Annotated in this window: 21 protein-coding genes and 1 pseudogene; 16 read left to right on the top strand and 6 right to left on the bottom strand. The window is 67.2% G+C overall.

Annotated elements, in window-relative coordinates:
• Positions 1 to 140 precede the first annotated feature (140 nt).
• From rseP to lpxB, 7 genes are all read left to right on the top strand, one after another.
• Complete coding sequence (gene rseP, locus DB459_RS20745) at positions 141 to 1292, top strand: RIP metalloprotease RseP (protein ID WP_253707259.1); 1152 nt, start codon at positions 141 to 143, stop codon at positions 1290 to 1292.
• Between the two features lie 267 nt (positions 1293 to 1559).
• On the top strand, positions 1560 to 4034 hold the full coding sequence (bamA, locus tag DB459_RS20750; RefSeq protein WP_253707261.1) for an outer membrane protein assembly factor BamA: 2475 nt from the start codon (positions 1560 to 1562) through the stop codon (positions 4032 to 4034).
• 32 nt (positions 4035 to 4066) lie between these two features.
• Positions 4067 to 5164 (top strand): UDP-3-O-(3-hydroxymyristoyl)glucosamine N-acyltransferase, encoded by a 1098-nt coding sequence (lpxD, locus tag DB459_RS20755; RefSeq protein WP_253707263.1) that lies wholly within the window; start codon positions 4067 to 4069, stop codon positions 5162 to 5164.
• The gene (fabZ, locus tag DB459_RS20760) at positions 5164 to 5616 is read left to right on the top strand and encodes a 3-hydroxyacyl-ACP dehydratase FabZ (RefSeq protein ID WP_253707265.1); all 453 of its coding nucleotides are present in this window, start codon (positions 5164 to 5166) and stop codon (positions 5614 to 5616) included. The genes lpxD and fabZ overlap by 1 nt, the downstream gene beginning before the upstream one ends.
• Before the next feature lie 158 nt (positions 5617 to 5774).
• Positions 5775 to 6602 carry an acyl-ACP--UDP-N-acetylglucosamine O-acyltransferase gene (gene lpxA, locus DB459_RS20765; protein ID WP_253707267.1) on the top strand — a complete coding sequence of 276 codons (828 nt, stop codon included), beginning with the start codon at positions 5775 to 5777 and terminating at the stop codon, positions 6600 to 6602.
• Positions 6599 to 7450, top strand: a complete 852-nt coding sequence (locus DB459_RS20770; RefSeq protein ID WP_253707269.1) for an LpxI family protein — start codon at positions 6599 to 6601, stop codon at positions 7448 to 7450. Before lpxA ends, DB459_RS20770 begins: the two co-directional genes overlap by 4 nt.
• Positions 7447 to 8619: a lipid-A-disaccharide synthase gene (gene lpxB / locus DB459_RS20775; protein ID WP_253707271.1), complete on the top strand. Its 1173-nt coding sequence runs from the start codon at positions 7447 to 7449 to the stop codon at positions 8617 to 8619. The genes DB459_RS20770 and lpxB overlap by 4 nt, the downstream gene beginning before the upstream one ends.
• Before the next feature lie 324 nt (positions 8620 to 8943).
• Here lpxB and gltA read toward each other — a convergent pair whose 3' ends face one another.
• Both gltA and gltX read right to left on the bottom strand, forming a co-directional pair.
• The gene (gltA, locus tag DB459_RS20780; protein ID WP_253707274.1) at positions 8944 to 10245 is read right to left on the bottom strand and encodes a citrate synthase; all 1302 of its coding nucleotides are present in this window, start codon (positions 10243 to 10245) and stop codon (positions 8944 to 8946) included.
• A 143-nt stretch (positions 10246 to 10388) separates the two neighbouring features.
• Entirely contained in the window at positions 10389 to 11819 is a 1431-nt protein-coding gene (gene gltX, locus DB459_RS20785) for a glutamate--tRNA ligase (protein WP_253707276.1), read from the bottom strand.
• Between the two features lie 263 nt (positions 11820 to 12082).
• On the opposite strand from gltX, the gene DB459_RS20790 reads away from it, so the two are divergent.
• Together DB459_RS20790 and DB459_RS20795 are read left to right on the top strand one after the other, a co-directional pair.
• Positions 12083 to 13759, top strand: a complete 1677-nt coding sequence (locus DB459_RS20790; protein WP_253707287.1) for a glutamine--tRNA ligase/YqeY domain fusion protein — start codon at positions 12083 to 12085, stop codon at positions 13757 to 13759.
• A 312-nt stretch (positions 13760 to 14071) separates the two neighbouring features.
• Positions 14072 to 14518 (top strand): hypothetical protein, encoded by a 447-nt coding sequence (locus tag DB459_RS20795; protein WP_253707290.1) that lies wholly within the window; start codon positions 14072 to 14074, stop codon positions 14516 to 14518.
• Between the two features lie 187 nt (positions 14519 to 14705).
• On the opposite strand, the pseudogene DB459_RS20800 reads toward DB459_RS20795, so the two are convergent.
• Positions 14706 to 14953: pseudogene (locus tag DB459_RS20800) on the bottom strand (acyl-CoA synthetase); the annotation flags it as partial.
• A gap of 132 nt (positions 14954 to 15085) precedes the next feature.
• On the opposite strand from DB459_RS20800, the gene DB459_RS20805 reads away from it, so the two are divergent.
• Positions 15086 to 17344 (top strand): ComEC/Rec2 family competence protein, encoded by a 2259-nt coding sequence (locus tag DB459_RS20805; protein ID WP_253707292.1) that lies wholly within the window; start codon positions 15086 to 15088, stop codon positions 17342 to 17344.
• A 460-nt stretch (positions 17345 to 17804) separates the two neighbouring features.
• Here the strand turns inward: DB459_RS20805 and DB459_RS20810 are convergent, their stop codons facing one another.
• Positions 17805 to 18542 carry a GntR family transcriptional regulator gene (locus tag DB459_RS20810; RefSeq protein ID WP_253707294.1) on the bottom strand — a complete coding sequence of 246 codons (738 nt, stop codon included), beginning with the start codon at positions 18540 to 18542 and terminating at the stop codon, positions 17805 to 17807.
• Positions 18543 to 18988: 446 nt separating this feature from the next.
• Here DB459_RS20810 and DB459_RS20815 point away from each other — a divergent pair, with 446 nt between their 5' ends.
• The 6 genes from DB459_RS20815 (at position 18989) to DB459_RS20840 (ending at position 24720) form a co-directional block, all read left to right on the top strand.
• Complete coding sequence (locus DB459_RS20815; protein WP_253707296.1) at positions 18989 to 20020, top strand: aldo/keto reductase; 1032 nt, start codon at positions 18989 to 18991, stop codon at positions 20018 to 20020.
• Positions 20020 to 20871: an amidohydrolase gene (locus DB459_RS20820; protein ID WP_253707299.1), complete on the top strand. Its 852-nt coding sequence runs from the start codon at positions 20020 to 20022 to the stop codon at positions 20869 to 20871. The genes DB459_RS20815 and DB459_RS20820 overlap by 1 nt, the downstream gene beginning before the upstream one ends.
• A gap of 139 nt (positions 20872 to 21010) precedes the next feature.
• On the top strand, positions 21011 to 22003 hold the full coding sequence (locus tag DB459_RS20825) for a DctP family TRAP transporter solute-binding subunit (protein ID WP_253707301.1): 993 nt from the start codon (positions 21011 to 21013) through the stop codon (positions 22001 to 22003).
• Positions 22004 to 22021: 18 nt separating this feature from the next.
• A complete protein-coding gene (locus DB459_RS20830; RefSeq protein WP_253707303.1) occupies positions 22022 to 22504 on the top strand; it encodes a TRAP transporter small permease in 483 nt (160 codons plus the stop codon).
• A complete protein-coding gene (locus DB459_RS20835) occupies positions 22501 to 23787 on the top strand; it encodes a TRAP transporter large permease (protein WP_253707305.1) in 1287 nt (428 codons plus the stop codon). The genes DB459_RS20830 and DB459_RS20835 overlap by 4 nt, the downstream gene beginning before the upstream one ends.
• Positions 23788 to 23802: 15 nt before the next feature.
• A complete protein-coding gene (locus DB459_RS20840) occupies positions 23803 to 24720 on the top strand; it encodes a dihydrodipicolinate synthase family protein (protein ID WP_253707307.1) in 918 nt (305 codons plus the stop codon).
• A gap of 19 nt (positions 24721 to 24739) precedes the next feature.
• Here the strand turns inward: DB459_RS20840 and lexA are convergent, their stop codons facing one another.
• On the bottom strand, positions 24740 to 25435 hold the full coding sequence (lexA, locus tag DB459_RS20845; protein WP_253707309.1) for a transcriptional repressor LexA: 696 nt from the start codon (positions 25433 to 25435) through the stop codon (positions 24740 to 24742).
• Positions 25436 to 25677: 242 nt separating this feature from the next.
• Entirely contained in the window at positions 25678 to 26889 is a 1212-nt protein-coding gene (gene glp / locus DB459_RS20850; protein WP_253707311.1) for a gephyrin-like molybdotransferase Glp, read from the bottom strand.
• Positions 26890 to 26912 lie beyond the last annotated feature (23 nt).

Here is a 26912-nt window from a genome sequence, read left to right on the forward strand (position 1 = left end):
TAGCAAACTCAAAAAGCTAGTGTGGCTTATGTCTCGCAATTGCCTACAGGGGCTTGCCGCAAAGGGCATAGGCAATTGCGAGACGCCACACTAGACAACGGGGGAAAGAGGCGGCTTGCGCTCTTTCGACAGAGGGACGGATGACTGAACTTTTCACCCACAGCTTCCACACGTTGGGGCATTTCGTCGTCGGCTATGCCGTGCCCTTTCTGTTCGTGCTCACGATCGTGGTCTTCTTTCACGAACTGGGGCATTTCCTGGTCGCCCGCTGGGCGGGCGTGAAGGTCCTGACCTTCTCCCTCGGTTTCGGGCCGGAACTCGTCGGTTTCAACGATCGTCATGGCACCCGCTGGAAGCTGTCGGCCATCCCGCTCGGCGGCTACGTGAAGTTCTTCGGTGACGACAGCGAGGCCTCGACCCCCGCCGCCGATGCGCTCGAGCGCATGACCGACGACGAGCGCGCCCGGAGTTTCCATGGCCAGCGGGTCGGCCCTCGCGCCGCCATCGTTGCCGCCGGTCCGATCGCCAACTTCCTGCTGGCGATCGTGATCTTCGCGGCGCTGTTCGCCTTCTTCGGCAAGCCCAGCACCTCCGCCCAGGTCGACAGCGTGCAGCCGGGCAGTGCCGCTGCCGCCGCCGGGTTCCAGCCGGGCGACGTGGTCACGGCCATCAATGGCAGCGCCATCGACAGCTTCACCGACATGCAGCGGATCGTCAGCATCAGCGCCGGTGAGAAGCTCGTCTTCACCGTGAAGCGGGGCGGGGCGACCGTTTCGCTGGATGCCACCCCGGAACTGCGGGAGATGAAGGATCCGTTCGGCAACCCGCAACGGATCGGGGTGCTGGGCATCACCCGGGCGAGTTCGCCGACCGAGGCGACCACGACGCCGGTGGATCCGCTGACAGCGGTCTGGCTGGGGGTCAAAGAGACCTGGTTCGTCATGCACCGGACCGTGGCCGGCATTGCCGGTATCCTGAGCGGGTCGGCATCCGCCGATCAGGTCGGTGGGCCGATTCGGATCGCCCAGATGTCGGGGCAGGTCGCGACTCTGGGCCTCTATGCCCTGATCCAATGGTCGGCGATCATTTCGATCTCGATCGGATTACTGAATCTGTTCCCGGTTCCCCTGCTGGATGGTGGTCACCTTTTGTTCTACGCCATCGAGGCAGTCCGTGGACGGAAGCTCTCGGATCGGGCTCAGGAAATGGGATTCCGTGTCGGCCTGGCCCTGGTCCTGACATTGATGGTCTTTGCCACTTACAACGACTTCCTGCACCTCTTCCGGTCCTAGTGCGGTGGATCTGACGCTCGTTTCAGCATTGGGGGCGAACATTTGCTTCAAAAGCCGCATCCAGTTGGGAGTGGTTGTCAAATTCGCTCGATCTGAGGTTTTTTGCTGGCGTGGCCATTGGGCAACGTATTGGTGAGAAATTAGAATTACAGCGCGAAACGTCGTTTGCGTGCCCGGTAAAATTGGCTACAAGCGACGCAGATTTGGGGAATCTATCGGTGCGCCGGGGAGTGTGCCGTGGATTGGAATGATAAGGTCGCTTGGCGCATGAAAGTTGGAATGCGGGTGCTTCGGGGTGGGATCTTTGCCGCCCTGGTCATGATGGCTGTGCCGGTCACCTCCGGGGTGGCGGCGTTGCTGCTCCCATCGCCCGCGGCGGCCCAGACGGCCTCGTCGATCGTGGTCGAGGGCAACCGGCGCGTTGAGGCGGACACCATCCGCTCCTATTTCAAGCCGGGTCCCGGCGGTCGGCTGGACAGCGGCCGCATCGATGACGCGCTCAAGGCGCTGTACGAGACCGGCCTGTTCCAGGACGTGAAGATCAATAACGTCGGCGGCCGGATCGTCGTCACCGTGGTCGAAAACCAGGTGATCGGCCGCGTTGCCTTCGAGGGCAACAAGAAGGTCAAGGACGACCAGCTTTCGGCCGAGATCCAGTCCAAGCCGCGCGGCACCTTCTCGCGGCCGATGGTGCAGGCGGATGCCCAGCGTATCGCCGAGATCTACCGTCGCTCGGGCCGCTATGACGTCCGCGTCGTGCCGCAGGTCATCGAGCAGCCGAACAATCGCGTCGATCTCGTCTTCGAGGTCACCGAGGGCAGCAAGACCGGCGTCAAGACCATCAACTTCGTCGGCAACAACGCGTACTCGTCCTATCGCCTCAAGGACGTGATCAAGACCCACGAATCGAACCTGCTCAGCTTCCTCGCCTCCGGCGACATCTACGATCCGGACCGGGTCGAGGCCGACCGCGACCTGATTCGGCGCTTCTACCTCAAGAACGGCTATGCCGACGTGCAGGTGGTGGCGGCGCTCACGGAATATGACCCGCAGGGCAAGGGCTTCATCGTCACCTTCCAGATCGAGGAAGGCCAGCAGTACCGCGTCGGATCGGTGAATTTCCGGTCGACCGTTCCTTCGCTCGACGGCAATTCCCTGGCCAGCCTGTCGCGGGTCAGCGTCGGCTCGGTCTACAATGCCGAGGCGATCGAGAAGTCGGTCGAGGAGATGCAGATCGAGGCTTCGCGTCGCGGTTATGCCTTTGCCGTGGTCCGGCCGAGCGGCGAGCGCAATTTCGAGAATCGCACCGTCGCCATCGTCTTCAACGTCGACGAGGGCCCGCGCACCTATATCGAGCGCATCAATATCCGCGGCAACACCCGGACCCGCGACTACGTCATCCGGCGCGAGTTCGACCTCTCCGAGGGCGATGCCTACAACCGCGCCCTGGTCGACCGCGCCGAGCGGCGGCTGAAGAACCTCGACTACTTCAAGACGGTGAAGATCACGACCGAGCCCGGCTCGTCGAGCGATCGCGTCGTCCTGAACGTCGATCTGGAAGAGAAGTCGACCGGCGAGTTCTCGGTGTCGGGCGGCTACTCGACCTCCGACGGCTTCCTCGGCGAAGTCAGCGTCGCCGAGCGCAACCTGCTCGGCCGCGGCCTCTACGCCAAGGCGGCGGTGTCCTACGGCCAGTACACCCGCGGCTATTCGTTGTCCTTCGTCGAGCCCTATCTGCTCGACTACCGCGTCGCACTCGGCATCGACATCTATCAGCGCCAGCAGCTCGCCAATAACTACGTCTCGTATAATACCAAGACGCTGGGCTTCAACACGCGGCTCGGCTTCGCCCTGCGCGAGGACCTGACGCTGCAGCTGCGCTACTCGCTGTATCAGCAGGACATCACCCTGCCGGCGAACTACGCCAATTGTAACAACATCCCGGGTCCAAGTTTCAATCCGACGCCGGCCTTCGCCAGCGCCAACGGAATCAGCCTCGCCTCGACCAACGGGCTCGGCTGTTACGCCGACGGCGAAGCCTCGCTGCCGATCCGCAAGGAGCTGGCGGCGGGCAGGTCGCTGACCTCGGCGCTGGGCTACACCCTGACCTTCAACACCCTCGACAACAACAAGAACCCGACCTCGGGCCTGCTGGTCGATTTCCGTCAGGACTTCGCCGGCGTGGGCGGCGACGTCAGCTACCTCAAATCGACCGGCGACGTGAAATACTTCCAGCCGCTGGTCGCCGACATCGTCGGCCTGATCCATCTGCAGGGCGGCGTCCTCAACAAGATCGGCAGCGACGATCTGCGCATGCTCGACCACTTCCAGATGGGCCCGCAGCTCGTCCGCGGCTTCGCCCCTCAGGGCATCGGTCCGCGTGACGTCACTAACGGCACGACCAACGACGCCCTCGGCGGCACCATGTTCTGGGGCGCTTCGGCCGAATTGCAGATGCCGTTCTGGTTCCTGCCCAAGGAAGTCGGCCTGAAGGGCGCGGTCTATGCGGACGCCGGCTCGCTGTGGAACTATAAGGGACCGACCTCCTGGGCCCAGACGGGCGAAGTCGGCCCCTACGGTCTCGACTACAAGGACGAGAACATGGTCCGGTCGTCGGTCGGTGTCGGCCTGATCTGGGCCTCGCCCTTCGGTCCGCTGCGCTTCGACTATGCGATACCGCTGAGCAAGGCCAGCTACGACCGCGTCCAGCAGTTCCGTTTCGGAGGCGGGACCACATTCTGAGCCCGACCGCGGGTCGGATTACGGCAGGCGGAATGGCGCATCTGACGTTCTTCAAACAACCGGCCTGGTCAACGCTTGCCGATATTGCGGCGTTGACCGGGGCGGAACTGGTCGACGCCAGCCGCGCCGGCCAGCGGATCAATCGGCTGGCTGCGGTTGACCGCGCCGGGCCGTCGGATCTCACCTTCTTCGACAACAAGAAGTATGCTGCGCAGCTCGCCGGCACCCATGCCGGCGCCTGCCTGGTCAGCGAGCGGCTGGCTGCCAGCGTCCCGCCCCATGTGGCTGTGCTGCGGGTGGCCGATCCCTATCGTGCTTTCGTCCGGGTGGCGCGGGAGTTTCATCCCGACGCGCTGCGGCCGGGCTCGTCCTGCGGCACCGAAGGCATCGCCTCGTCGGCCGCAATTCACGAAACGGCGCGGCTCGAGGACGGGGTCACGGTCGATCCGCTGGCGGTGATCGGTCCTGAGGCCGAGATCGGCAGCGGCAGCGTGATCGGTGCCGGCGCCGTCATTGGCGCCGGCGTCAAGATCGGCCGTGACTGCAGCATCGGTGCCGGCTGCACCATCGTCTGCGCCCTCATCGGCAACGACGTCATCATCCATCCCGGCTGCCGGATCGGCCAGGACGGTTATGGTTTCGTGTCCGGCCGCGATGGTCACTTGAAAGTGCCGCAGACCGGCCGGGTGTTGATCCAGAACGCCGTCGAGCTCGGTGCCGGCACCACAGTCGATCGGGGCGCGCTGCGCGACACCGTGATCGGCGAGGGCACCAAGATCGACAACCTGGTTCAGGTCGGCCACAACGTGGTGATCGGTCGTCACTGCATCATCGTCAGCCAGAGCGGGATCGCCGGCAGCTCGGTCCTCGGCGACGGCGTGGTGCTCGGCGCGCGGGTCGGAGTCAGCGACCATGCGGTGATCGGCGACGGCGCTCAGATCGCTGCGCGCAGCAGCGTGGTCGGTGAAGTCCCCGCGGGCGTGCGCTGGGGTGGATCGCCGGCCAAGCCGATCAAGCAGTTTTTCCGCGAGATATTCGAACTGGAGCGTCTTGGCCGCGAGGGGGCTTCCCACGGCAGAGCAAAACCGGCATCAAGCGCGCCGGACAATGGGACAGAGGGACAAGGTTGATGGAAGCGCCCATTACCATCGAGGCCGTGGACATCGCCGTCATTCTCAAGACGCTGCCGCACCGCTATCCATTCCTGCTGATCGACCGCGTCGTCGGCATCCGGAGCAATTTCAGCGGGATCGGCATCAAGAATGTGACGATCAACGAGCCGCAATTCACCGGGCATTTTCCCGGCCGCCCGATCTTTCCGGGCGTGCTCATGATCGAGGGCATGGCGCAGACCGCAGGGGTCATCGGCATGCTGTCGACGGAGACCGATCGGCCGACCGCCGTCTACTTCCTGACCATCGACAAATGCAAGTTTCGCAAGCCGGCGCTGCCGGGCGATACGATCGAATACCACATGAGCCTGATCAACCGGAAAAAGGACATGTGGTGGTTCCACGGGGATGCCAAGGTCAACGGTGTCGTGGTGGCGCAGGCCGATATCGGGGCGATGCTGGCCGATTGACCTATCATCGCCGTCACGGAGTGCGGGGGGGGGGACGCCGAGATGGCAGCGTCGCACTGCACCTCGTGTGCTGTACGATCTCGCGGCCGGATGGCGGTGATCGCGTCGAGACGTGTCGCGACATCGCGCGACCGACGGGTTGAAGGACTGGAAACCAGATGAGCAAGATCGATCCCTCCGCCCGCATCGAGGACGGCGCGGTCATTGGAGATGACGTCGAGATCGGGCCGTTCTGCGTGGTCGGGCCGGATGTCACCATCGGCGCGCGCTGCCGCCTGGTCAGCCATGTCAGCGTCACCGGCCACACCACCATCGGCGAGGGCTGCACGATCCATCCCTTCGCCGCGCTGGGCGGTCCGCCCCAGGACCTCGGCTATCGGGGCGAGCCGACGCGGCTCGAAGTCGGCGCCGGCTGCACCATCCGCGAATCCGTCACCATGAACCTCGGCACCGCGAAGGGAGGCGGGCTGACCAGCGTCGGCGAGCGCGGATTCTACATGGCCTACAGTCATGTCGGCCACGATTGCCGGGTCGGCAACGATGTCATCTTCGCCAACTCGGCGACGCTCGGCGGTCACTGCGAGGTCGGCGATTTCGTCTATATCGGCGGCCTGTCGGCGGCCCACCAGTTCGTGCGCATCGGTTCGCAGGCCATGATCGCGGGCTGCTCGGGGCTGCGCCACGACGTCATCCCGTTCGGCATGGCCAGCGGCCAGTTCGCCCATCTTGAGGGATTGAACGTCGTCGGCATGCGACGGCGCAAGTTCGGTCACGCCCGCCTGCAACTGATCCGCGCCTTCTACCAGGACCTGTTCCACACCACCGGCGTGTTCGCCGACCGTCTCGCTCGCATCCAGCACCGCGCCGCCGAAGATCCGGCGATCGCCGAGATTCTGAAATTCATCGGCGACGGCGGCAAGCGCCCGCTGTGCATGCCCCCTGACAGCATCGACACCTCGGAGCAACGTCGTCACGAGGGCGAATGAGCGCAGAGCCCGACACCCGTCCGGTCGCGGTGATCGCCGGCGCCGGCGGTCTGCCCTTCGCCGTGGCGGATTCCCTGGCGAAGGCCCGGCGATCGCCGGTGATCTTCGGCATTCGCGGGTTCTGCGATGGCGCCCGCATCGCCGGCTATCGTCATCACTGGGTGGCGCTGGGGCAGGTCGGGCGGCTGGTGCGGCTGCTGCGCACCGAGAGGTGCCACGACGTCGTCTTCATCGGAAGCCTCGTCCGGCCGGCGCTGTCGGAGATCCGGATCGATTTCGGCACGCTGCGGGCCGTGCCGCAGATCGCTGCGGCATTGCGCGGCGGCGATGATCATCTGCTTCGCAACGTCGCCAAGATTTTCGAGCAGCACGGCTTCCGCGTGATCGGCGTCCAGGATGCCGCGCCGGACCTCGTGATGCCGCTCGGCGATCTCGCGCGTGCCACGCCCGACGCGGACGCCCGGGCCGACATCGACATCGGGCTTGCGGCGCTGCGGGCGATCGGCCCCTTCGATATCGGCCAGGCGCTGGTCGTCATCGACGGCCACATCGTCGCCGTCGAGGATATCGAGGGCACCGACGGTCTGCTGGCGCGGGTGGCGCGGCTGCGCGAGCAGGGACGTATCCGGGCGCGGCCGGGGCGCGGTGTGCTGGTCAAGGCGCCGAAGCGACAGCAGGATCTGCGCTTCGACCTGCCGACCCTCGGCCCCAAAACGATCGAGGGCGCGATCGTGGCGGGGCTGCGCGGCGTTGCCATGGCTGCGGGGCAGGCGATCGTCGCCGAGCCGCAGCAGCTTGTCGAAATCGCCGATCGCGCCGGACTGTTCGTCACTGGCGTGTCGGCATGAGTGCCGGACGCCCGCTGAACGTTTTTGTCGTCGCGACCGAAGAATCCGGTGATCGTCTCGGCGGCCATCTGATGCGTGCGCTGCGCGAGGCCGGCGGCGATGTCGCGTTTCAGGGGGTGGGCGGCCGCGACATGGCGGCGGAGGGGCTCCGCTCGCTGTTTCCGATCGAAGAGCTCTCGATCATGGGGCTCGTCGCCATCCCCCGGCGGCTGCCGCTGATCCTGCGGCGCCTGCGCGAGGTCACTGCGGCGGTCGTGGCGGCGCGACCGGACGTGCTGGTGATCATCGACAGCCCGGATTTCACCCACCGCGTCGCGCGGCAGGTGAGGGCGGCGGACCCGAGCATTCCCATCGTCGACTATGTCTCGCCCACCGTGTGGGCCTGGCGGCCCGGGCGCGCGCGGGCGATGCGCCGCTATGTCGACCATCTGCTGGCGCTGCTGCCGTTCGAGCCGCAGGCCCATCGCGATCTCGGCGGGCCGCCATGCACTTATATCGGCCATCCGCTGATCGAACAGATCGGCTCGCTGCGGCCGGGCCCGGACGAGGCCCGCCGCAGGGGTGAGGCGCCGCCGGTGCTGCTGGTTCTGCCGGGCAGTCGGCGCGGCGAGATCCGCCACCACATGGCGGAGTTCGGTGCGACCCTGGGACAGCTCCGGGCGGAAGGTGTTGCGTTCGAGGCCGTGTTGCCGACGACGCCGCATCTCGCCGACCAGGTCAAGGCGGCGCTGCGCGACTGGCCGGTCCAGCCACGCGTCGTCGTCGGCGAGGAGGCCAAGCGGGCGGCGTTTCGCATTGCCCATGCGGCGCTGGCCAAGTCGGGGACGGTGACCCTCGAACTGGCGCTGGCCGGCGTGCCGATGGTCACCGCCTATCGCGGCACCGCGATCGAGGCGTTCGTGGCGCGGCGCCTGGTGCGGGTGTCCTCCGTGATCCTCGCCAACCTGGTGCTGGGCGAGAACGTGGTGCCTGAATTCATGCAGCAGGACTGCGTGCCGGCGCGCCTCGTGCCGGCACTGCGCGAGATCATGACCGACAGTCCGGCGCGGCGGCGCCAGCTCGCGGCCTTCGCCTCTCTCGATGCCATCATGGCGACCGGCGGCGTCAGCCCGAGCCGTCGCGCCGCGGACATCGTTCTCGCCACCGCTCGCTCGCCCGTCGCGCGCTGAGGCCGCGGACAGCGGTTTTGGATCTGACGCGCGTATGAAGAACTCGCTGCAATGCTGATACGAGCGTCAGATCCACCGCACTAGTGTGGCGTCTCGCAATTGCCTATGCCCTTTGCGGCAAGCCCCTGTAGGCAATTGCGAGACATAAGCCACACTAGCACTTTGATTTTGCTAGTGTCCCTATGTCTCCGAATGACCGTGCGAGCGCGAGGCAAACGTAGCGGTAATTCGGAGACGGGACACTAGGCCCCGCAAATGCAAACGGCCGGCAGGGATGATCCTGCCGGCCGCTTAAATCCGCCTTCGCCCGTTCGGGCGATGCCGTCAGCCGCGCTTGTCGACCGGGATGTAGTCGCGCTTCTCGCTGCCGAGGTAGAGCTGGCGCGGCCGCGAGATCTTGTAATTCGGCTCCTGGATCATCTCGCTCCACTGGCTGATCCAGCCGACGGTGCGGGCGACCGCGAACAGCACGGTGAACATCGATGTCGGGAAGCCGATCGCCTTCAGCGTGATGCCTGAATAGAAGTCGACGTTCGGATAGAGCTTGCGGCTGATGAAATACTCGTCGCTGAGCGCGATCTTCTCCAGCTCGACGGCCACCTTGAGCAGCGGATCGTTCTGGTGACCGGTGGCCGCCAGCACCTCGTGGCAGGTCTGCTGCATCAGCTTGGCGCGCGGGTCGTAGTTCTTGTAGACGCGGTGGCCGAAGCCCATCAGGCGGATCTTGCTGGATTTGTCCTTCACCGCCTTGATGAACTCGGGAATGCGGTCGACGGTACCGATCTCGGCCAGCATCTGCAGTGCCGCCTCGTTGGCGCCGCCATGGGCCGGTCCCCACAGGCAGGCGATGCCGGCGGCGATGCAGGCGAAGGGGTTGGCGCCCGAGGAGCCGGCGCCGCGCACCGTCGAGGTCGAGGCGTTCTGCTCGTGGTCGGCATGCAGGATGAAGATGCGGTCGAGGGCCTTGGCCAGCACCGGATTGACCTCGTATTCCTCGCACGGCACGGCAAAGCACATGCGCAGGAAGTTGGAGGCGTAGTCGAGCGAGTTCTTCGGGTAAACGAAGGGCTGGCCGATGGAGTATTTGTAAGCCATCGCCGCCAGTGTCGGCACCTTGGCGATCATCCGCATCGAGGCGATCATGCGCTGCTTCGGATCGCTGATGTCGGTGGAGTCGTGGTAGAAGGCGGCCAGCGCGCCGACCGAGGCCACCATCACCGCCATCGGATGGGCGTCACGGCGGAAGCCCTGGAAGAACCGGGCCATCTGCTCGTGCACCATGGTGTGCTTGGTGATGCGGTCGTCGAAATCCTTCTTCTGCGTGGCGGTCGGCAGCTCGCCGTAGAGCAGCAGATAGCAGGTCTCGAGGAAGTCGCCCTGGGCGAGCTGTTCGATCGGGTAGCCGCGGTAGAGCAGCACCCCGGCGTCGCCGTCGATATAGGTGATCTTGGACTCGCAGCTCGCCGTCGAGGTGAAGCCGGGGTCGTAAGTGAACATCCCGGTCTGGCCGTAGAGCTTGCTGATGTCGATGACGTCCGGGCCCACCGAGCCGCTATAGATCGGAAGTTCTACGCTCTTGTCGTCGATCTTGAGCGTCGCTTGCTTGGTGTTTCCAGTTGCTGCCATCGTGGGGTCCCCGAGACTGTGGGTGAAACGTACACACGTTCTCGCGGCTTCGACCGCGCCGCGGCGAACCCGTTCGAAAGTGCCGGGGGGAATGCGTAGCTTATTGCTGTGTGCGCTGCAAGATGCGGAAAACCGCTTGTTTTTTAGCCTTTTGCAGGGGGCTGGTCGGCCAGCCGGGCGAGGCATTCGTCCTTTCCGATCACCGCCAGGACATCGAAAATGCCGGGCGAAGTGACCCGGCCGGTCAAGGCGGCGCGCAGCGGCTGAGCGACGGCCCCGAGCTTGAGGCCGTGCTGCTCGGCAAAGGCCCGGACCGCCGCTTCCGTGGCATCCGCGGTCCAGGAATCGACCGCGGCCAGTGCGCCGCTCAGCTCGCCCAGGATGCGCCGCGCGTCGTCGGTGAGGAGGGCGGCGGCCTTGGGCTCGATCGCCAGCGGCCGCTCCGCCAGAATGAAGGCGGCGCTGTCCACGAGTTCGACCAGGGTCTTGGCCCGTTCCTTGAGGCCCGGCATGGCCTCTCTGAGCTGGGCGCGCAGGGTCGGCGTCAGCCGTGCCTTGATGGCCGGGCCCTGCGGAATGTAATTCAGCACGTCCTCGAAAGCGGCGACCAGCGCGTCATCGTCGCTGTGGCGGATATAGTGGCCATTGAGATTCTCGAGCTTGGCGAAATCGAACCGCGCCGCCGAGCGGCCGATCGCCGGCAGATCGAACAGCCGGATCATCTCCTCGGTCGAAAAGATCTCCTGATCGCCATGGCTCCAGCCGAGCCGCACCAGGTAATTGCGTAGCGCGGCGGGCAGATATCCCATGGCGCGGTATGCGTCGACGCCGAGCGCGCCATGGCGCTTGGACAGCTTTGAGCCGTCCGGACCATGGATCAGCGGAATATGCGCCATGCTGGGCGTCTCCCAGCCCATCGCATCGTAGATATGCTTCTGGCGCGCGGCATTGGTGAGATGGTCGTCGCCGCGGATGATGTGGGTCACGCCCATGTCATGGTCGTCCACCACCACCGCGAGCATGTAGGTCGGCGTGCCATCGGAGCGCAGCAGCACGAGGTCGTCGAGGTTCTGGTTCTGCCAGGTGACCCGGCCCTGCACCTGGTCGTCGATGGCCGTCTCGCCTTCCAGCGGCGCCTTGAGCCGGATGACCGGCTTGACGTCGGTGGGGGCCTGCGACGGCTCGCGGTCGCGCCAGCGGCCGTCATACAGCTTGGAGCGCCCCTCGGCGCGGGCCTTCTCGCGCATCTCGGCGAGTTCTTCGGCGCTCGCGTAGCAGCGATAGGCCTTGCCCTCGGCCAGCAATTGCTCGGCGACCTCGCGGTGCCGTGACGCGCGGGCGTACTGATAAATGGTGTCCCCATCCCAATCGAGGCCGAGCCATTTGAGGCCGTCGAGGATGGCGTCGATGGCGGCCTGGGTCGAGCGTTCGCGGTCGGTGTCCTCGATCCGCAGCAGCATCTTGCCGCCGCGCCCCCGCGCGTAGAGCCAGTTGAACAGGGCGGTGCGCGCCCCGCCGATATGCAGGAAGCCGGTCGGGGAGGGTGCGAAGCGGGTGACGACGGGGACGGTCATTGCGGGTGAACGGATCGATCCAGGTGAACAAGGCGAGGTGAGCAGTCAGTGGCGGCGTTTACCACAACGCCTGCAGCCTGTCTCAGGGCGATTTCTCGTCGTCCCCGCACCATCGCCGCGCTGGCCCGTGGGCCGGGGAACCGGCGCGCCGATGCCATGGCGGCGCCCGCCGGCTCCGAAGCCGGCGAGGACCGCCGGCAGGCACTTGGCGTCGGCCCGCCGATTTGGCACATAGGTCGCAGCTCGAAAGGTAAACCCCAACGATGACTGACGAATCGGTATCCGAGGCAGGCCGCGATTTCATCCGCGACATCGTCGCTGCGGACCTCGCCTCAGGAAAGTGCAAGAGCGTCGTGACCCGCTTCCCGCCGGAGCCGAACGGCTACCTGCATCTCGGCCACGCCAAATCGATCTGCCTCAATTTCGGCGTCGCCGAGGAGTTCGGCGGGCGCTGCCATCTGCGGTTCGACGACACCAACCCGACCAAGGAAGAGCAGGAATATATCGATGCCATCCAGCGCGACGTGCGCTGGCTCGGCTTCGACTGGGGTGAACATCTGCATTACGCCTCCGACTATTTCGAGCAGCTCTATGCCTGGGCCCAGTATCTGATCCGTGCCGGCAAGGCCTATGTGGACGACCAGTCCCAGGACGAGATCCGCGCCGCGCGCGGCACCCTGACCGAGCCCGGGCAGAACAGCCTGTTCCGCGACCGCTCGATCGATGAGAATCTCGACCTGTTCGCGCGCATGCGCGCCGGCGAGTTCCCGAACGGCGCCCGCGTCCTGCGCGCCAAGGTCGACATGGCCTCCGGCAACATCAACCTGCGCGATCCCGTGCTCTACCGCATCCTCCACGCGCATCATCCGCGTACCGGGACCGCCTGGAACATCTATCCGAGCTACGACTTTGCCCACGGCCAGTCCGACGCCATCGAGCACATCACCCATTCGATCTGCACGCTGGAATTCGAGGACCACCGGCCGCTCTACGACTGGTTCCTGGACAACCTGCCGGTGCCGTCGCGGCCGCGCCAGTACGAATTCGCCCGGCTCAATGTCACCCACACGCTGCTGTCCAAGCGCGTGCTGACCGAACTCGTCCGCGGCGGCCATGTCTCCGGCTGGGACGATCCGCGGATGCCGACACTGGCCGGCCTGCAGCGACGCGGCGTGCCGGCGCTGGCGCTGCGTGAATTCGTCAAGCGCATCGGCGTCGCCAAGGCGAACAGCACGGTCGACATCGGGATGTTCGATTTCGCCATCCGTGAGACGCTCAACAAGCTCGCGCCGCGCCGCATGGCCGTGCTGCGGCCGCTCAAGGTCGTGATCGAGAACTATCCGGAGGGGCAGACCGAAGAACTCGACGCCCACAACCATCCCGACGATGCCTCGCAGGGCACGCGGCGCATCCGCTTCGGGCGCGAGCTCTACATCGAGCGCGACGATTTCATGGAGAACCCGCCGAAGAAGTTCTTCCGCCTGTCGCCGGGGCGAGAGGTGCGGCTGCGCTACGGCTATTTCATCACCTGCCGCGAAGCGATCAAGAACGCCGCCGGCGAGGTCGTCGAACTGCGTTGCACCTATGATCCGGCGACCAAGGGCGGCAATGCCCCCGACGACCGCAAGGTCAAGGCGACGTTGCATTGGGTCGCGGCCGCCGATGCGGTGCCCGCCGAGGTGCGGATCTACAACCATCTGTTCGCGACGCCGCAGCCCGACGCCGCCAATTTCGCCGCGCAGATCAACCCGGAGTCGTTGGAGACACTGACCGGCTGCATGGTCGAACCGGCCCTGGCCGGCGACAAGGCTTCGGACGCGGTGCAGTTCGAGCGCCAGGGCTATTTCTGCCGCGATCGGGAATCGACGCCGGGCAAGCTGGTGTTCAACCGCACGGTGGGCCTGCGCGACAGCTGGGCCAAGGTGTCCGGCGGCGGTTGAGGGTGACGCGCGGCGGCGCGCGCTTCGCGTTCAGGCACGGTCAATTTCGCCCGGCGATTCCGGCGCATGCTCGTTTGAGCTTGTCTTGCTGGATCACAACCTGGGCCAGCGCAAAGTCGAGGCGGTTCGCGAAGGGGGGCGACGTTACGACAAACACAGAGAAGATCGCCTCTTTGGCGCTAACCTGACGATGCCTCGGCCCTCATATCACTTGAGGGGGGCTCTGTCCGACGCGCTCGGCGACGGGTTCGCGGAAGCGATGAGATTGCTGTGGAAGGAACTGCCAGTTTCAGATTTCGATGGGGAATTGAAATGACGGGCCTTGTTCGGGTTGCCGCGGCGATCATCTTACTGGCCACAACTTCAGGTGCAGGCGCTCAATACCTCGGCAATTATTCAGCGAACCGCTACGACCCGGACTCGACAGGGAACCCCTATGGGGCCGGCAGCGCCTACAATCCCAACAGCATCAACAACCCTTACGGCCCATATGGCAGTCCCTACAGCAACAGGTCTGCGAGCAATCCTTACGCTACCGATGCCCCTAAACTTTACGATAGTGACGGAAATTACCGAGGGCGCCTGAGCAGCAACCCTTATGATCCCGACTCGGTCTCCAATCCCCATGGTCGCTACGGCAGCCCGTATTCTCCGGACAGCATCAATAATCGTTTTGGCGCGGGTAGTCCCTACGCCCCGGACAGCCCCACAAATCCGCTTGGACAGGGCCTCCGAATCCAGGGCGAGGATGATGACTGACCCTCGTTTTCGAAGCTGCTAGTGTGGTGGATCTGACGCTCGTTTCAGTATTGCAGCGAGTTCTTCGAACGAGCGTCAGATCCGAAACCACACTAGAATCATAATGATGCTAGTGTCCCCTTGTTTCCAACGTTCGTATGAGCGCCTGCTGCAATGGGATACGAACGTTGGAAACAGGACACTCGTGTGCGAGAATGCCTTCGAACACGTGTCGCGCCGTATCCCGGCGCAGCCGCGGTTTGAACACCTTGCCGACGCCGGTGAGCGGCATCGGATCGACCGGAATGATCTGGACGGGAATGGCGGCGCGTTTCGGCGTGTGCTCGCGCAAGAAGGATTCCAGCTCGCCCGGCGCCACCTGCGCTCCGGGCTTGAGCTGGACATAGCCCACCGGCAGTTCGCCGGCATGGCGTCGGGCTGGCCGACCACGGCTACGAGGCTCTCATTGGGGGCGCTCGATCAGGGGGCGTACCGACAGGAAACATCAGGCCCCGGTTGAGCCGGGGCGGCGGCCGCGTGTAGCATGGCTCCGGGGAGGCCTGTGCCGTCCCCGGGGGCGTTCTCCCGATGTCGTCTGGCCGCGTTCAGTCCAAGCCTCGCGTTCGGGTCGGTACCTGGCCGCAGCCGGCATTGCCGGCGGCGCTCGCGCCGGCCGGCGTCGGGCTCGTGCCGCAATCGGCCGCGATGCTCCGGCGCTGGATGGCGGCGGAAGCCGGGCCGGGGCGGCTGCTGCCGTGGTTGCCGGTGGCCTTCGGCAGCGGCATCGCCGGCTATTTCGCCGCCGATCACGAGCCGGTGCCGTTCGTCGCCGCGGCGGTGGCCGCCGGCCTCGTCGGTCTTTGCATCGTCTTGCGCCGTCGCCCGGGCTTCGCTGCGCTGGCGCTGGCGGCAGCCGTTGCCGCCGGATTTGCCTGCGCCGCGCTCAAGACGGCGCGGCTCGCCCACGGCGTTCTGGCGAGGCCGGTATTCGCGGCGACGGTGAAGGGCTTCGTCGAGAGTCGCGAGGAGCGCGAGCGCGCCGATCGCTTCGTGCTGCGGGTCGCGGAGATCGACGTGCCCCGCCGCGAATTGTCCCTCGATCGCGTCCGTCTGTCGGTGAGGAAGGGCACGGCGCCGGCGGTCGGCAGCTTCGTCGAGGTCAAGGCGAGCTTGAGGCCGCCGCTCTCGCCGCTGCGGCCCGGCAGTTATGATTTCGCCCGCGACCTGTACTTCCAGGGCATCGGCGCCACCGGCTTCGTCACCGGCCAGGTCCGCACGGTGCCGGCGCCGGGCGACGGCGGCTGGTGGTTGCGCTATGCCGCCATGCTGCAGACCATGCGCGACGCCATCGATGCTCGGATCCGGGCGGCGCTCACCGGCGATGCCCGCGCGATCGCCACCGCGCTGCTGACCGGACGGCGGGACGCGCTGACGACCCCGGTCAATGATGCGCTGTTCATCTCAGGGCTGGGCCACGTCCTCTCGATCAGCGGCTATCACATGGCGGTCGTCGCCGGCGCGGTGTTCTTCGCGGTGCGGGCGCTGCTGGCGCTGTCGCCGGCGCTGGTGGCCGGTTCTCCGATCAAGAAATGGTCGGCGGCCGTCGCCCTGGTCGCGGCGGCCTTCTATCTGCTGCTCTCCGGCGCGGAAGTGGCGACCCAGCGCTCGTTCCTGATGACCGGCGTGGTGCTGATCGCGGTGATGGCCGACCGCCGCGCCATCACGTTCCGCACGCTGGCCATCGCCGCCATGATCGTTCTCGTCCTGGCGCCCGAGGCGCTGGTGCATCCGAGCTTCCAGATGTCGTTCGCGGCGACGCTCGGCCTCGTCGCGCTGATCGCTGAAGGCATGCCGGCGCTGTTCGCCCGCAGCGAGAGTTCGGCGCTGGCCCGTTTCGCGCTATGGGGCGGGCGCGAGGTGACGATGCTGGCCCTGGCCTCGACCATCGCCGGGCTCGCCACGCTGCCTTATGCGGCGTTTCACTTTCACCGCGTCACGCCCTATGGCCTGCTGGCCAATGTCGCGGCGATGCCGGTGGTGTCGGCGGTGGTGATGCCGGCCGGCCTGCTCGGGCTGCTCGCCATGCCGTTCGGTTTCGACGGCGTGTTCTGGCGGGTGATGGAGGCGGGCATCGACTGGATGATCGTGGTCTCGCAATGGGTGGCGGCGCTGCCCGGCGCGGTCGGTCGCGTGGCGGCGTTCGGCGCCGGCCCGCTGGCGCTGGCGAGCTTCGGCATCATCGTGCTCGGACTGTTCAGGACGCCGCTGCGGCTGGCCGGCGCGGTGCTGCTGGTGATGGCCGCGGCGTGGGTGTGGCAGACCGAGCAGCCTGATATCCTGGTGTCCGCCGATGGCCGCCACGTCGCCGTGCGCGGCCCCGAGGGGCGGCTGCGCTTGATGCAGTCCGGCAAGGACGCCTTTCTCACCAAGGAGTGGCTGGCGGCCGATGCCGATCCCCGCGGCGCCGGCGATGCGGCCATGACGGCAGGGGTGTCCTGCGACGACGCCGGCTGCGTGGCGCCGCTGCGCGACGGCGGCTTCGTCGCGCTCAGCGCCCAGGCCGATGCCTACGCCGACGATTGCCGTCGCGCCGTCGTGATGATCGCGCGCGGCCAGCCGCCTGCCGGCTGTCAGGCGCTGGTGATCAATCAGGCGTCGCTGCGAAGCTCCGGCGCGCTGGCGCTGCGGCGGACGGCGGCGGGATTTGCCCGGCAGGCGGAGAAGCCCGCCGGACGGGATCGGCCGTGGTCGCCGGCAACGCCGGCGGAGGAGGGGGCCGCCGCCGGGCCGGCGGCATCCGGCCGGCCGCCTGATGCGACCCCGCCCGAGGCGGCGCTCGAGGACTGAGCCGCGCGGGCGGGTGGCGAGCCCGCCCGCATACAGCTATCGTATTCACACATCTGCTTGGCAGCCGGGAAAGCGGCTACTCATTCAGCCTTTCAATCGTCATGCCCGGCCTTGCCCGCCTTCGCTAAGAAGCTTCGGCGCGCTCAGCCATCGTGCCGGGTCGAAGCCGAAGGCGAAGACCGGTGCCGGGCATCCACGATTTTGGAACCTCTCGACCTGAAAGACGTGGATGGCATAGCGATCCGGCTCCTGCCGGATCGCGTTCTTTTCTCATGCCGGAAGTCGGAAACATCCGACTTCCGGTGACAAGTCCGGCCATGACGGGAATGAAGGTCAGGGCGCATCTTTTCACTCCGTTGGCGCCGCCCGGATGCGTGAATCTCGTAGGCTTGAAGCGGGGGACGACGCAGAATCCGAAGCGAGCGCCGCGTCTGTGACGCTGTGTGAATACGATAGCCGCTCACAGCCCCAGGGCGCGCAGCCTTGCGCTTTCGATATGCTTCGTCAGCGCCGCCACCGCCTTGTCGGCATCGCGCGCGTCCAGCGCATCGAGGACCGCCATGTGGTCCTGCATCACCGGCACGACGAGATCGCGGGCGAGGCGGGTCTGCGACTGCCGGATCAGGCGGATCTTGATCGAGTTGACGCGGTAGCTGTTGGAGATGATGGCGTTGTTGAGGGAATCGACGATGCGATCGTGAAAGCTCCAGTCGGTGCGCTGGGCCTCGTCGATCAGGTCGGCGTCGATCTCGCCGCGGCTGGCGCGGGCGAGCACGCGTTCATGGGCGCCGCGCAGTTCGGCCAGGACGTCGTCCGGCGCCGCGGCGGTGAACAGCGCGATGGCTTCGCGCTCGATGAACAGGCGGAACTGGAACGCCTGCTGGATCAGCGATAGATCGACCTGCGCGATCTGCATGCCGCGCTGGGGAATGGTCCGGATCAGGCCTTCGGCCTCCAGCCGCGGCACCAGCTCGCGGATGGCGCCGAGCGGAAAGCCGGTGATCTCGACGAGTTCCCGCTGTGAGATGAACTGCCCCGGCTTGAGCTGCTGGCTGAGCAGGCGGCGGGTGAAGGCGCGATAGGCCTTGTCGCGCAGATTGGCCGGCAGGCCGGCGTCCTTGCCTGGCGCCGCGGCAGGGGATCTCGCCGGCGGCTTCGCCCGCGCCTTCGCCGCGCGTTTGGTGTCGGCCCGTGGCATGACTGACCCTCGCTGTCGGCGCGCCGCGCCGGTGAGTTGACATTGACATGTCAGTCTCAACAGAAATAGCCTCGTGGCAAGTCGAAATCGGCGGCCGCGACGCGCCGCCAGTGTCCCGTTTCCAACGTTCGTATACCGTTGCAGCAGGCGCTAATACGAACGTCGGAAACAAAGGGACACTGGCATCATTATGGTTCTAGTGCGGTTTTGGATCTGACGCTCGTACGAAGTACTCGCTGCAATGCTGATACGAGCGTCAGATCCACCGCACTAGTGTCCCGTTTCCAACGTTCGTATACCGTTGCAGCAGGCGCTAATACGAACGTCGGAAACAAAGGGACACTGGCATCATTATGGTTCTAGTGCGGTTTTGGATCTGACGCTCGTACGAAGTACTCGCTGCAATGCTGATACGTCAGATCCACCGCACTAGGGAGTTTGCGGCAATGCCCAACGCATCGGTCCTGCCGCGTCGCGCGCTGGGGCGCACCGGCCTTCGCGTCTCGGCGATCGGACTGGGCGCCGCGCCGCTCGGCGATCTCTATGCCCATCTCGATGACGCGGCCGCCGTCGGCGCGGTCCGCTGCGGCCTCGATCACGGCATCAATCTGATCGACACCGCGCCGCTCTACGGCCACGGGCTCGCCGAACACCGCTGCGGCACGGCGCTGCGCGCCGTTCGCCGCGACGAGGTCGTGGTCAGCACCAAGGTCGGGCGCTACATGGATCCGTTCCACGGCCGGGGCGACGGCTCCGGCTACCTCGGCGGCATGCGCCATCGCGCCGTGATCGACTATTCGTTCGACGGCACCATGCGGGCCATCGAGCAGTCGCTGCTGCGGCTCGGCACCGATCGCCTCGATCTGCTGCTGATCCACGATGTCGACGTCTGGACCCACGGCGAGGCGGCGATCGAACAGCGCTTTGGCGAAGCCATGACCGGCGCCTATGTCGCCCTCGAGCGCCTGCGCGGCGAGGGCGTCGTCGCCGGTATCGGCATCGGCGTCAATGAAGCCGACATGTGCGTGCGCTTCGCGCAGGCGGGCGATTTCGACGTCATGCTGCTGGCGGGGCGCTACTCGCTGCTGGAGCAGCCGGCATTGCCGGAATTCCTGCCGCTGGCGCTGCGCAAGGGCATCGGCGTGCTGCTCGGCGGCGTGTTCAATTCCGGCATCCTGGCGACCGGCGCAGTGCCGGGCGCCAAATACAACTACCGCGACGCACCGCCCGAGGTGCTCGCCAAGGTGGCGCGGATCGAGCGGGTCTGCGCCGCCCATGGCGTGGCACTGCCGGTTGCGGCCGTGCAGTTCGCCCTCGGCCACCCCGCGGTCGCCAGCGTCGTGCTCGGCGCCCAGAGCGCGGCGGAAGTCGAGCGCAACATCGCGGCCGTGCGCCGCGCCGTCCCGGCGGCGCTGTGGCGCGACCTCAAGGCGGAGGGACTGCTCGATCAGGCGGCGCCGGTGCCTGAGGGAGTGTGATGCGGATCGATGCGCACCATCATGTCTGGCAGATCGCACGCGGCGATTATGGCTGGCGGACGCCGCAGCTCGCGCCGATCTACCGCGACTTCGGCGTCGAGGATCTCGCGCCCCTGCTCGCGGCGGCGGGCATCGGCGGCACGATCCTGGTCCAGGCCGCGCCGAGCGAGGCGGAGACCGATTTCCTGCTGCAGGTCGCAGCCGCGAGCGAGACGATCCGCGGCGTCGTCGGCTGGACCGATTTCGACGCGCCCGACGCCGCCGCGCGCATCGACGAACTGGCGGAGCAGCCGCTCCTCGTCGGACTGCGGCCGATGGTGCAGGACCTCGCCGACGACGACTGGCTGCTGCGCCCGCACCTCGCTGCACCGCTCGCGGCGATGGCGCGGCATGGTCTGGTGTTCGATGCCCTGGTGCTGCCGCGCCATCTGCCGCGCCTGATCCGGCTCTGCCGGCGTCATCCCGAACTCGCGGTGGTGCTCGATCACTGCGCCAAACCGCCGCTCAAGGGCGGCGATCTGTCGTCATGGCGCGCCGACATCGCCGAACTGGCGCAAAGTCCCAACGTCGTCTGCAAGATCTCGGGGCTTGCGACCGAAGCGGCGCCGGGGTGGACCGTGGCCGACCTGCGCCGCGCCGTCGATCATGTCCGCGACTGCTATGGTGCCGCGCGGCTGCTGTGGGGAAGCGACTGGCCGGTGGTCAATCTCGCCGGCGACTATGCGCTCTGGTTCGCTGCCGCCGATGCCCTGTTCGCCGACCTTGCCGACGCCGAGCGCGCCGCGGTGTTCGGCGGCAACGCCGCGCGCGTCTATCTGCGGCGGCGGGGACGTGGAGGTTCGCGGCGCTGAAGTCGCCGATGTGCCGGCTTGGCCGCCGGCACATTGCGCTTGCATGATCTGATCAAACAACTAACATGTTAGTTGAAACATAATGGGTCGCGCTTGGCGTGAGCCTGGCGCGCGACCCGCGACACGGGGGGAGGAGATCATGGACGCATCGCGACTGACCCGTCGGACCGCGCTTGCCGCCGTTGCCGGCGGCGCCCTCAGCCTGCGCGCCCGTCCGGCCCGGGCGGCGACGGTGCTGCGCTGGGCCACCGTGCTGACCGCGAGCCATCCGGGCGTCGCGATGATGGACAAGGTCGCGGCGGACGTCCGCGAGAAGACCTCCGGCGAGATCGACATCCAGACTTTCCCCAGCGGCCAGCTCGGCTCGTCCCGCGACGTCATCGAGGCGACCTCGACCGGCGCCATCCAGATGGTCGACGAGGGCGCGGCCCAGTTCGGCCAGTTCGTCGCGCCGTTCTCGATCCTGGAAGCGCCCTATATCTGGAAGGACCCGGCGCACATGCGCCGCGCGCTGTCGGCGCCGCTGATGGACGACATGAACGCCCAGCTCGCCGGCAAGCGCAACATGCGCGTGGTCGGCTCGACCTATTACGGGACGCGCCACGTCACCTCGGGCTCGCGCGCCGTCCACAATGTCGGCGAGATGGCGGGATTCAAGCTGCGCATCCCCGAGGTCGACACCTATCGCGCCATGGCCGAAGCCTGGGGCGCCCGGCCGACGCCGCTCAATTTCGGCGAGCTCTATCTGGCGCTGAGCCAGGGCGCGGTCGACGGCGAGGAGAACCCGCTGCCGACCATCCATTCGAGCAAGTTCTACGAGGTGCAGAAATTCCTGGTCCGCACGGCTCACATCATGAGCCCGCGCCTGATCGCCATCAACGAGGGCACCTGGAAGGCGATTCCCGACAAGCACAAGGAGGTGCTGCGTGCGTCGCTGGCGCGCTTCGGCCGCGAGCAGGACGAGGAGATCGTGCGCCAGGAAACCGGGCTCACCAACACCTTCCGCGACGCCGGCATGACCGTGATCGAGCCGGACCTCGACAGCTTCCGCAAGCCCGTGCTCGCCAGCCTGCCGGCGAAGTTCGAGGCCAAATGGGGCAGGGGGCTGTGGGACAAGGTGGCCTCGGCGTAAGGCGGCAGGGACGGCGCCATGGCAACCAGGCTGCTCGATCGCGCCGCCCAGGCGTTCGGCTGCGCACTGCTCGCGGCCCTTCTGGTCTGCGTGCTGCTCGGCATCGTCACCCGCGGCGCCGGCGAGCCTCTGATCTGGACCGACGAAGCCGCGCGCATGCTGATGGTCTGGCTGGCCGCGACCGGCTGGGTGTTGGCGAGCCGCAGGCATGGCCATGTCCGCATCCGCTTCTTCCAGAACATGCTGCCCAAGCGCGCCTGGCGCGGCGCCGAGACGGTGATCCAGCTCGCCATCGTCGTGCTCGGGCTGACGGTGGCGTGGTTCGCGGTGCAGCTGGTGCAGAAGAATGCCGATCTCGAGGCGACCTCGCTGCCGCTGTCCATGGCCTGGCTCTATGCGCCGATGGCGCCGGCCGGCCTCCTCGTCGCGCTCCAGGCGGCTGTCGATGCCTGGCGCCGGCCGGGCGGGCCGGCGCTGACGACCGCGGTGGACGTCGAATGACGACGCTGATGATCGAGATCGGCGCGCTGTGGCTGCTGGCGATCCTGTCCGGCCTGCCGCTGTTCGCGGCGATGGGTCTCGCGGCGCTGGCCTTCGTCGCCCTGTCCGGCCTGTCGCCGAGCATCGTGCCGCAGAAGATGGTGCAGGCGATGAATTCCTTTCCCATCGTCGCCGCGCCGCTGTTCATCCTGATGGGCAACCTGCTTGGCGCCGCCCGCATCACCGACCGGATCGTGCGCTTCGCCACGGCGGTGATGGGATCGCTGCGCGGCGGCTACGCCCAGGCCAGCATCCTCTCCAGCCTGATCTTCGCCGGCATGGCCGGCTCGGCGGTGGCCGACGCCGCCGGCACCGGCGCGGTCGAGATCCGCGCCATGAAGCGCGCCGGCTACCGGCCGGAAACCGCCGCCTCGATCACCGCCTCGGCCGCGACCATCGGCGCCATCGTGCCGCCCAGCCTGCCGATCGTGATCTTCGGCGTGACCTCGGATATCTCGGTCGGCCGCCTGTTCCTTGCCGGCTGCGTGCCCGGCCTGATGATGGCGGCGTCGCTGATGGTGATGGTCGCCGTGATCGGCCGCCGCCAGGGCTTCCCCAAGCAGCGCTTCCCCGGCTGGCGCGAATTGTGGCTGTCGCTGCGCGACGGCATCTTCGCGCTGCTCACCCCGGTGATCCTGCTGTCGGGCATGTTCAGCGGCCTGTTCACCCCGACCGAGGCCGCGGCGGTGGCCAGCACCTATGCGCTGTTCCTCGGCCTCGTGGTGTATCGCACGCTCACCCCGGCCGACCTATTCCGCGTTGCGGTCGAGACCGTGGAGACGGTGGGTGTGGTCGCCGTGCTGGTGATGGCGGCCGGCGCGCTCGGCTGGTGCATGTCGCTGTCGCGCATTCCGCAGACGGTGGCGCCGGCGATGGTCGCCTCGATCGGCAGTCCGCTGATGTTCCTTCTGATCTGCAACGTGATGCTGCTCGTCGTCGGCTGCTTCATGGAGACGCTGGCGGCGCTCCTGATCCTGATTCCGATCCTGATGCCGGCGGCGCACAGCTTCGGCATTCCCCCGGTGCAGTTCGGCATCATGATGATCTTCAACCTGATCCTCGGCACCATCCACCCGCCGATCGGCGTCGTTCTGTTCATCACCTCGCGGATCGCCGAGATCTCGTTCGAGACCATGTCGCGCGCGGTGCTGCCATGGCTGGTGCCGCTCTTGGTGGTGCTGGCGATGATCACGCTGTGGCCGCCGCTGACGACCTTTCTGCCAGATCTCGTGATGCCGAGATGATTCAATGGAGACGACATGACTGACGCCATTCGCGGCTACTGGACCGCCGTTCCGACGCCGCTGACCGCGCTGGGCGCGGTCGACAACGCGCGGCTCGCCACCCATGTCCGCGGCTTGTTCGCCGCCGGCATCGACGGCGTGGTGCTGTTCGGCACGACCGGCGAGGGGACCTCGTTCAATGTCGGCGAACGCATCGCCACCGTCGAGGCGCTGCTCGGCGCCGGCATCGCGCCGGGCCGCATCGGTCTCGGCGGCGGCTTTGCCGCGATCACCGACAGCATCAGCTTGACCCGCGCGGCGCTCGCCGCCGGCCTGACGCAGATTCTGCTGCTGCCGCCCTATTTCTACCGCGACGTCGATGCCGCGGGGATCGAGAGCGCCTTCGCCGCCATTCTCGACGCCGTCGCCGACGACCGGTTGCGGCTGACGCTCTATCACATTCCCCAGGTCGCGGGCGTCGGCGTGCCGCCGGACGTCGCCGCGAAGCTGCGGGCGCGCTACGGCCACGTCGTCGCCGGGGTGAAGGACAGCAGTGCCGATTTCGATCAGTTTCGCGCCTTCCGCGCCGCGGCGCCGCAGCTTGCGGTCACCGTCGGCAACGAGGCCGATATCGCCCGCGCCATGGCCGAGGGCGGCGCCGGTACGATCTGCGGCATGGCCAATGTCGCGCCGGCGCTGGTGAAGATGATGCTGGATGGTCCGGCCAAGGATACGGCCAAGGAAACCGCCAAGGAAACCGCCAAGGAAATCGCGATGCGCGAGGCGATCGCGCTGGTGAGCGGGCGGCCGTTCGTGCCGGCGCTCAAGGCGATCCTCGCTGCCCAGACCGGCGACAGCGCCTGGGCGCAGGTCCGCCCGCCGTTGCGGGCGGTAGCCGACGGCGCCGCCCTGAAGGCGCGGCTCGACGCGGTGCTGCGCTCGGCCGGCCTTTAGGCGAGCCGCGCTCTCGCGCTCAGTAGCGGCGGAACAGGCTGACCAGCTTGCCCTGGATGCGCACCCGGTTGGGCGGCAGGATTCTGACTTCATAGGCCGGGTTGGCCGGCTCCAGCGCGATCGAGGCGCCGCGCCGGCGGAAGCGCTTGAGCGTTGCTTCCTCCTCGTCGATCAGCGCGACCACGATGTCGCCGGTGTCGGCGGCCTCGGTGCGCTGGATCAGCGCCACGTCGCCGTCGAGAATGCCGGCGTCGACCATGGAATCGCCGCGGACCTCGAGGGCATAGTGCTCGCCCGAGGCCAGCATCTCCGGCGGGACGTTGATGGTGTGGCTGCGGGTCTGCAGCGCCTCGATCGGCGTACCGGCGGCGATCCGGCCCATCACCGGGATGGCTACCGGGCGGCCGCCTTCGTCCTCGGCGGGGGCGCGCACCACGCGGCCGAGATTGCCTTCGATGACGCTCGGCGTGAAGCCGCGGCGCGCGCCGGCGTTGCCGGCCTGCTCGGGCATCTTGATGACGTCGATGGCCCTGGCGCGGTTGGGCAGGCGGCGGATGAAGCCGCGCTCCTCGAGGGCGGTGATCAGGCGGTGGATGCCCGACTTCGAGCGCAGGTCGAGGGCGTCCTTCATCTCGTCGAAGGACGGCGGCACGCCGGACTCCTTCAGGCGCTCGTTGATGAAGCGGAGCAGTTCATACTGTTTGCGCGTGAGCATCTGAATCCCTTGGAATGCGGGGCCACATCGTTGGATCGAGCTTCATTGGCCAGCTTCGCTGGCCGGTTCACTGCTGAAGCGGCCGCCTCTCGTGATCGTTTCGAGTTGAGCGTTCTCTTCTCAGCATCCCTGCGGGATGCGCGCGCGGAGGAGACTCGCTCGAAACAAATCATGAACGGACACTATATGTTCCATATGTGTTCCGCAACATCTTAATTTGGCGTCAACAAATCGAGCTAGCGTCAGAGGGGAAGCTTAAGGATGTCACACGGCGATCCCGCCTTGGCCGGCGGCGCGAGCGGCGGCCGCAGGATCAGCGCGCCGGCCTCGGAGAGCTTGGCGAGCAGCGAAGAATCCTGCTGCAGCACGGGGGTGGCGATCTGGCGGCCATCGGCGCCGCTCGCCAGGCGCGCGCGCAGGTAGTCGTGGCGCTGGTCGTTGGCCGGCAGGTCGGCGCCCAGCACCGCCTGTTCGGCCATGTGGCGGACGTCGCTGCGGCCGGACAGCGCCCGGATCAGCGGCGCCATGAACAGGAAGGCGCAGACATAGGACGACACCGGATTGCCCGGCAGCCCGAGCACGCGCATGGCGCCGAGCCGGCCGTGCATCATCGGCTTGCCGGGCCGCATCGCGATCTTCCAGAACGCCATGGTGACGGCTTCGGCTTCGAGCGCCTGCTGCACCACGTCGTGGTCGCCGACCGATGCGCCACCGGTGCTGACGAGGATGTCGGCGCCGGCCGCGCGGGCGCTCCGCACCGCGGCGACGGTGGCCTCGACGGTGTCGCCGACCAGGCCGAGATCGACCACCTCGGCGCCCTCGCTGCGTGCCAGCGCCCGCAGCGCATAGCCGTTGGAATAGACGATCTGCCCCGGGCCGGGCGTCGTCCCGGGCATCACCAGTTCGTCGCCGGTGGCGAAGATCGCCAGCTTCGGCCGCCGGCTCACCGGCAGCGCCGGATGGTTCATGGCCGCGGCGAGGGAGAGATCGCGATCGGAGAGCCTCCGGCCGGCGCGCAGCAGCACGTCGCCCTCGCGGAAGTCGACGCCGGCGACGCGGACATGGCGGCCGGCGCGCACGCTCACGTGCACCACCACCGTGCCGTTCTCCGCGGTGGTGTCCTCCTGGATCACCACGGCGTCGGCGCCATCGGGGACGACGCCGCCGGTGAAGATGCGCAGCGCCTCGCCCGGTCCCAGCGCGCCGGCAAACGGCCGGCCGGCGGCGATCTCGCCGATCACCCGCAGACGGGTCGGCACCTCGGCAACGTCGCTCGCGCGCACCGCATAGCCGTCCATGGCCGACATCGCGCTCGGCGGCTGGGAGCGCAACGCGGCGATGTCGCGGGCCAGGACACGATGGCAGGCGTCATCGAGCGCCACCATTTCCGTGCCGAGCGCAGCGGCGCCGTCGAGCACGGCCTCGAGCGCTTCGGCAACGGGCATCAGCGCCATGGCGTCCTCCCTTTTCGTTTTCG

Origin of the sequence: Bradyrhizobium sp. WD16, from assembly GCF_024181725.1 — a bacterium.
Taxonomy (GTDB): domain Bacteria; phylum Pseudomonadota; class Alphaproteobacteria; order Rhizobiales; family Xanthobacteraceae; genus Bradyrhizobium_A.

Bases quoted from the DNA above. Each gene is read 5' to 3' on its own strand.
- rseP (WP_253707259.1), top strand. From the start codon at position 141: ATGACTGAACTTTTCACCCACAGCTTCCACACGTTGGGGCATTTCGTC.
- bamA (WP_253707261.1), top strand. From the start codon at position 1,560: ATGAAAGTTGGAATGCGGGTGCTTCGGGGTGGGATCTTTGCCGCCCTG.
- lpxD (WP_253707263.1), top strand. From the start codon at position 4,067: ATGGCGCATCTGACGTTCTTCAAACAACCGGCCTGGTCAACGCTTGCC.
- fabZ (WP_253707265.1), top strand. From the start codon at position 5,164: ATGGAAGCGCCCATTACCATCGAGGCCGTGGACATCGCCGTCATTCTC.
- lpxA (WP_253707267.1), top strand. From the start codon at position 5,775: ATGAGCAAGATCGATCCCTCCGCCCGCATCGAGGACGGCGCGGTCATT.
- DB459_RS20770 (WP_253707269.1), top strand. From the start codon at position 6,599: ATGAGCGCAGAGCCCGACACCCGTCCGGTCGCGGTGATCGCCGGCGCC.
- lpxB (WP_253707271.1), top strand. From the start codon at position 7,447: ATGAGTGCCGGACGCCCGCTGAACGTTTTTGTCGTCGCGACCGAAGAA.
- gltA (WP_253707274.1), bottom strand. From the start codon at position 10,245: ATGGCAGCAACTGGAAACACCAAGCAAGCGACGCTCAAGATCGACGAC.
- gltX (WP_253707276.1), bottom strand. From the start codon at position 11,819: ATGACCGTCCCCGTCGTCACCCGCTTCGCACCCTCCCCGACCGGCTTC.
- DB459_RS20790 (WP_253707287.1), top strand. From the start codon at position 12,083: ATGACTGACGAATCGGTATCCGAGGCAGGCCGCGATTTCATCCGCGAC.
- DB459_RS20795 (WP_253707290.1), top strand. From the start codon at position 14,072: ATGACGGGCCTTGTTCGGGTTGCCGCGGCGATCATCTTACTGGCCACA.
- DB459_RS20805 (WP_253707292.1), top strand. From the start codon at position 15,086: ATGTCGTCTGGCCGCGTTCAGTCCAAGCCTCGCGTTCGGGTCGGTACC.
- DB459_RS20810 (WP_253707294.1), bottom strand. From the start codon at position 18,542: ATGCCACGGGCCGACACCAAACGCGCGGCGAAGGCGCGGGCGAAGCCG.
- DB459_RS20815 (WP_253707296.1), top strand. From the start codon at position 18,989: ATGCCCAACGCATCGGTCCTGCCGCGTCGCGCGCTGGGGCGCACCGGC.
- DB459_RS20820 (WP_253707299.1), top strand. From the start codon at position 20,020: ATGCGGATCGATGCGCACCATCATGTCTGGCAGATCGCACGCGGCGAT.
- DB459_RS20825 (WP_253707301.1), top strand. From the start codon at position 21,011: ATGGACGCATCGCGACTGACCCGTCGGACCGCGCTTGCCGCCGTTGCC.
- DB459_RS20830 (WP_253707303.1), top strand. From the start codon at position 22,022: ATGGCAACCAGGCTGCTCGATCGCGCCGCCCAGGCGTTCGGCTGCGCA.
- DB459_RS20835 (WP_253707305.1), top strand. From the start codon at position 22,501: ATGACGACGCTGATGATCGAGATCGGCGCGCTGTGGCTGCTGGCGATC.
- DB459_RS20840 (WP_253707307.1), top strand. From the start codon at position 23,803: ATGACTGACGCCATTCGCGGCTACTGGACCGCCGTTCCGACGCCGCTG.
- lexA (WP_253707309.1), bottom strand. From the start codon at position 25,435: ATGCTCACGCGCAAACAGTATGAACTGCTCCGCTTCATCAACGAGCGC.
- glp (WP_253707311.1), bottom strand. From the start codon at position 26,889: ATGGCGCTGATGCCCGTTGCCGAAGCGCTCGAGGCCGTGCTCGACGGC.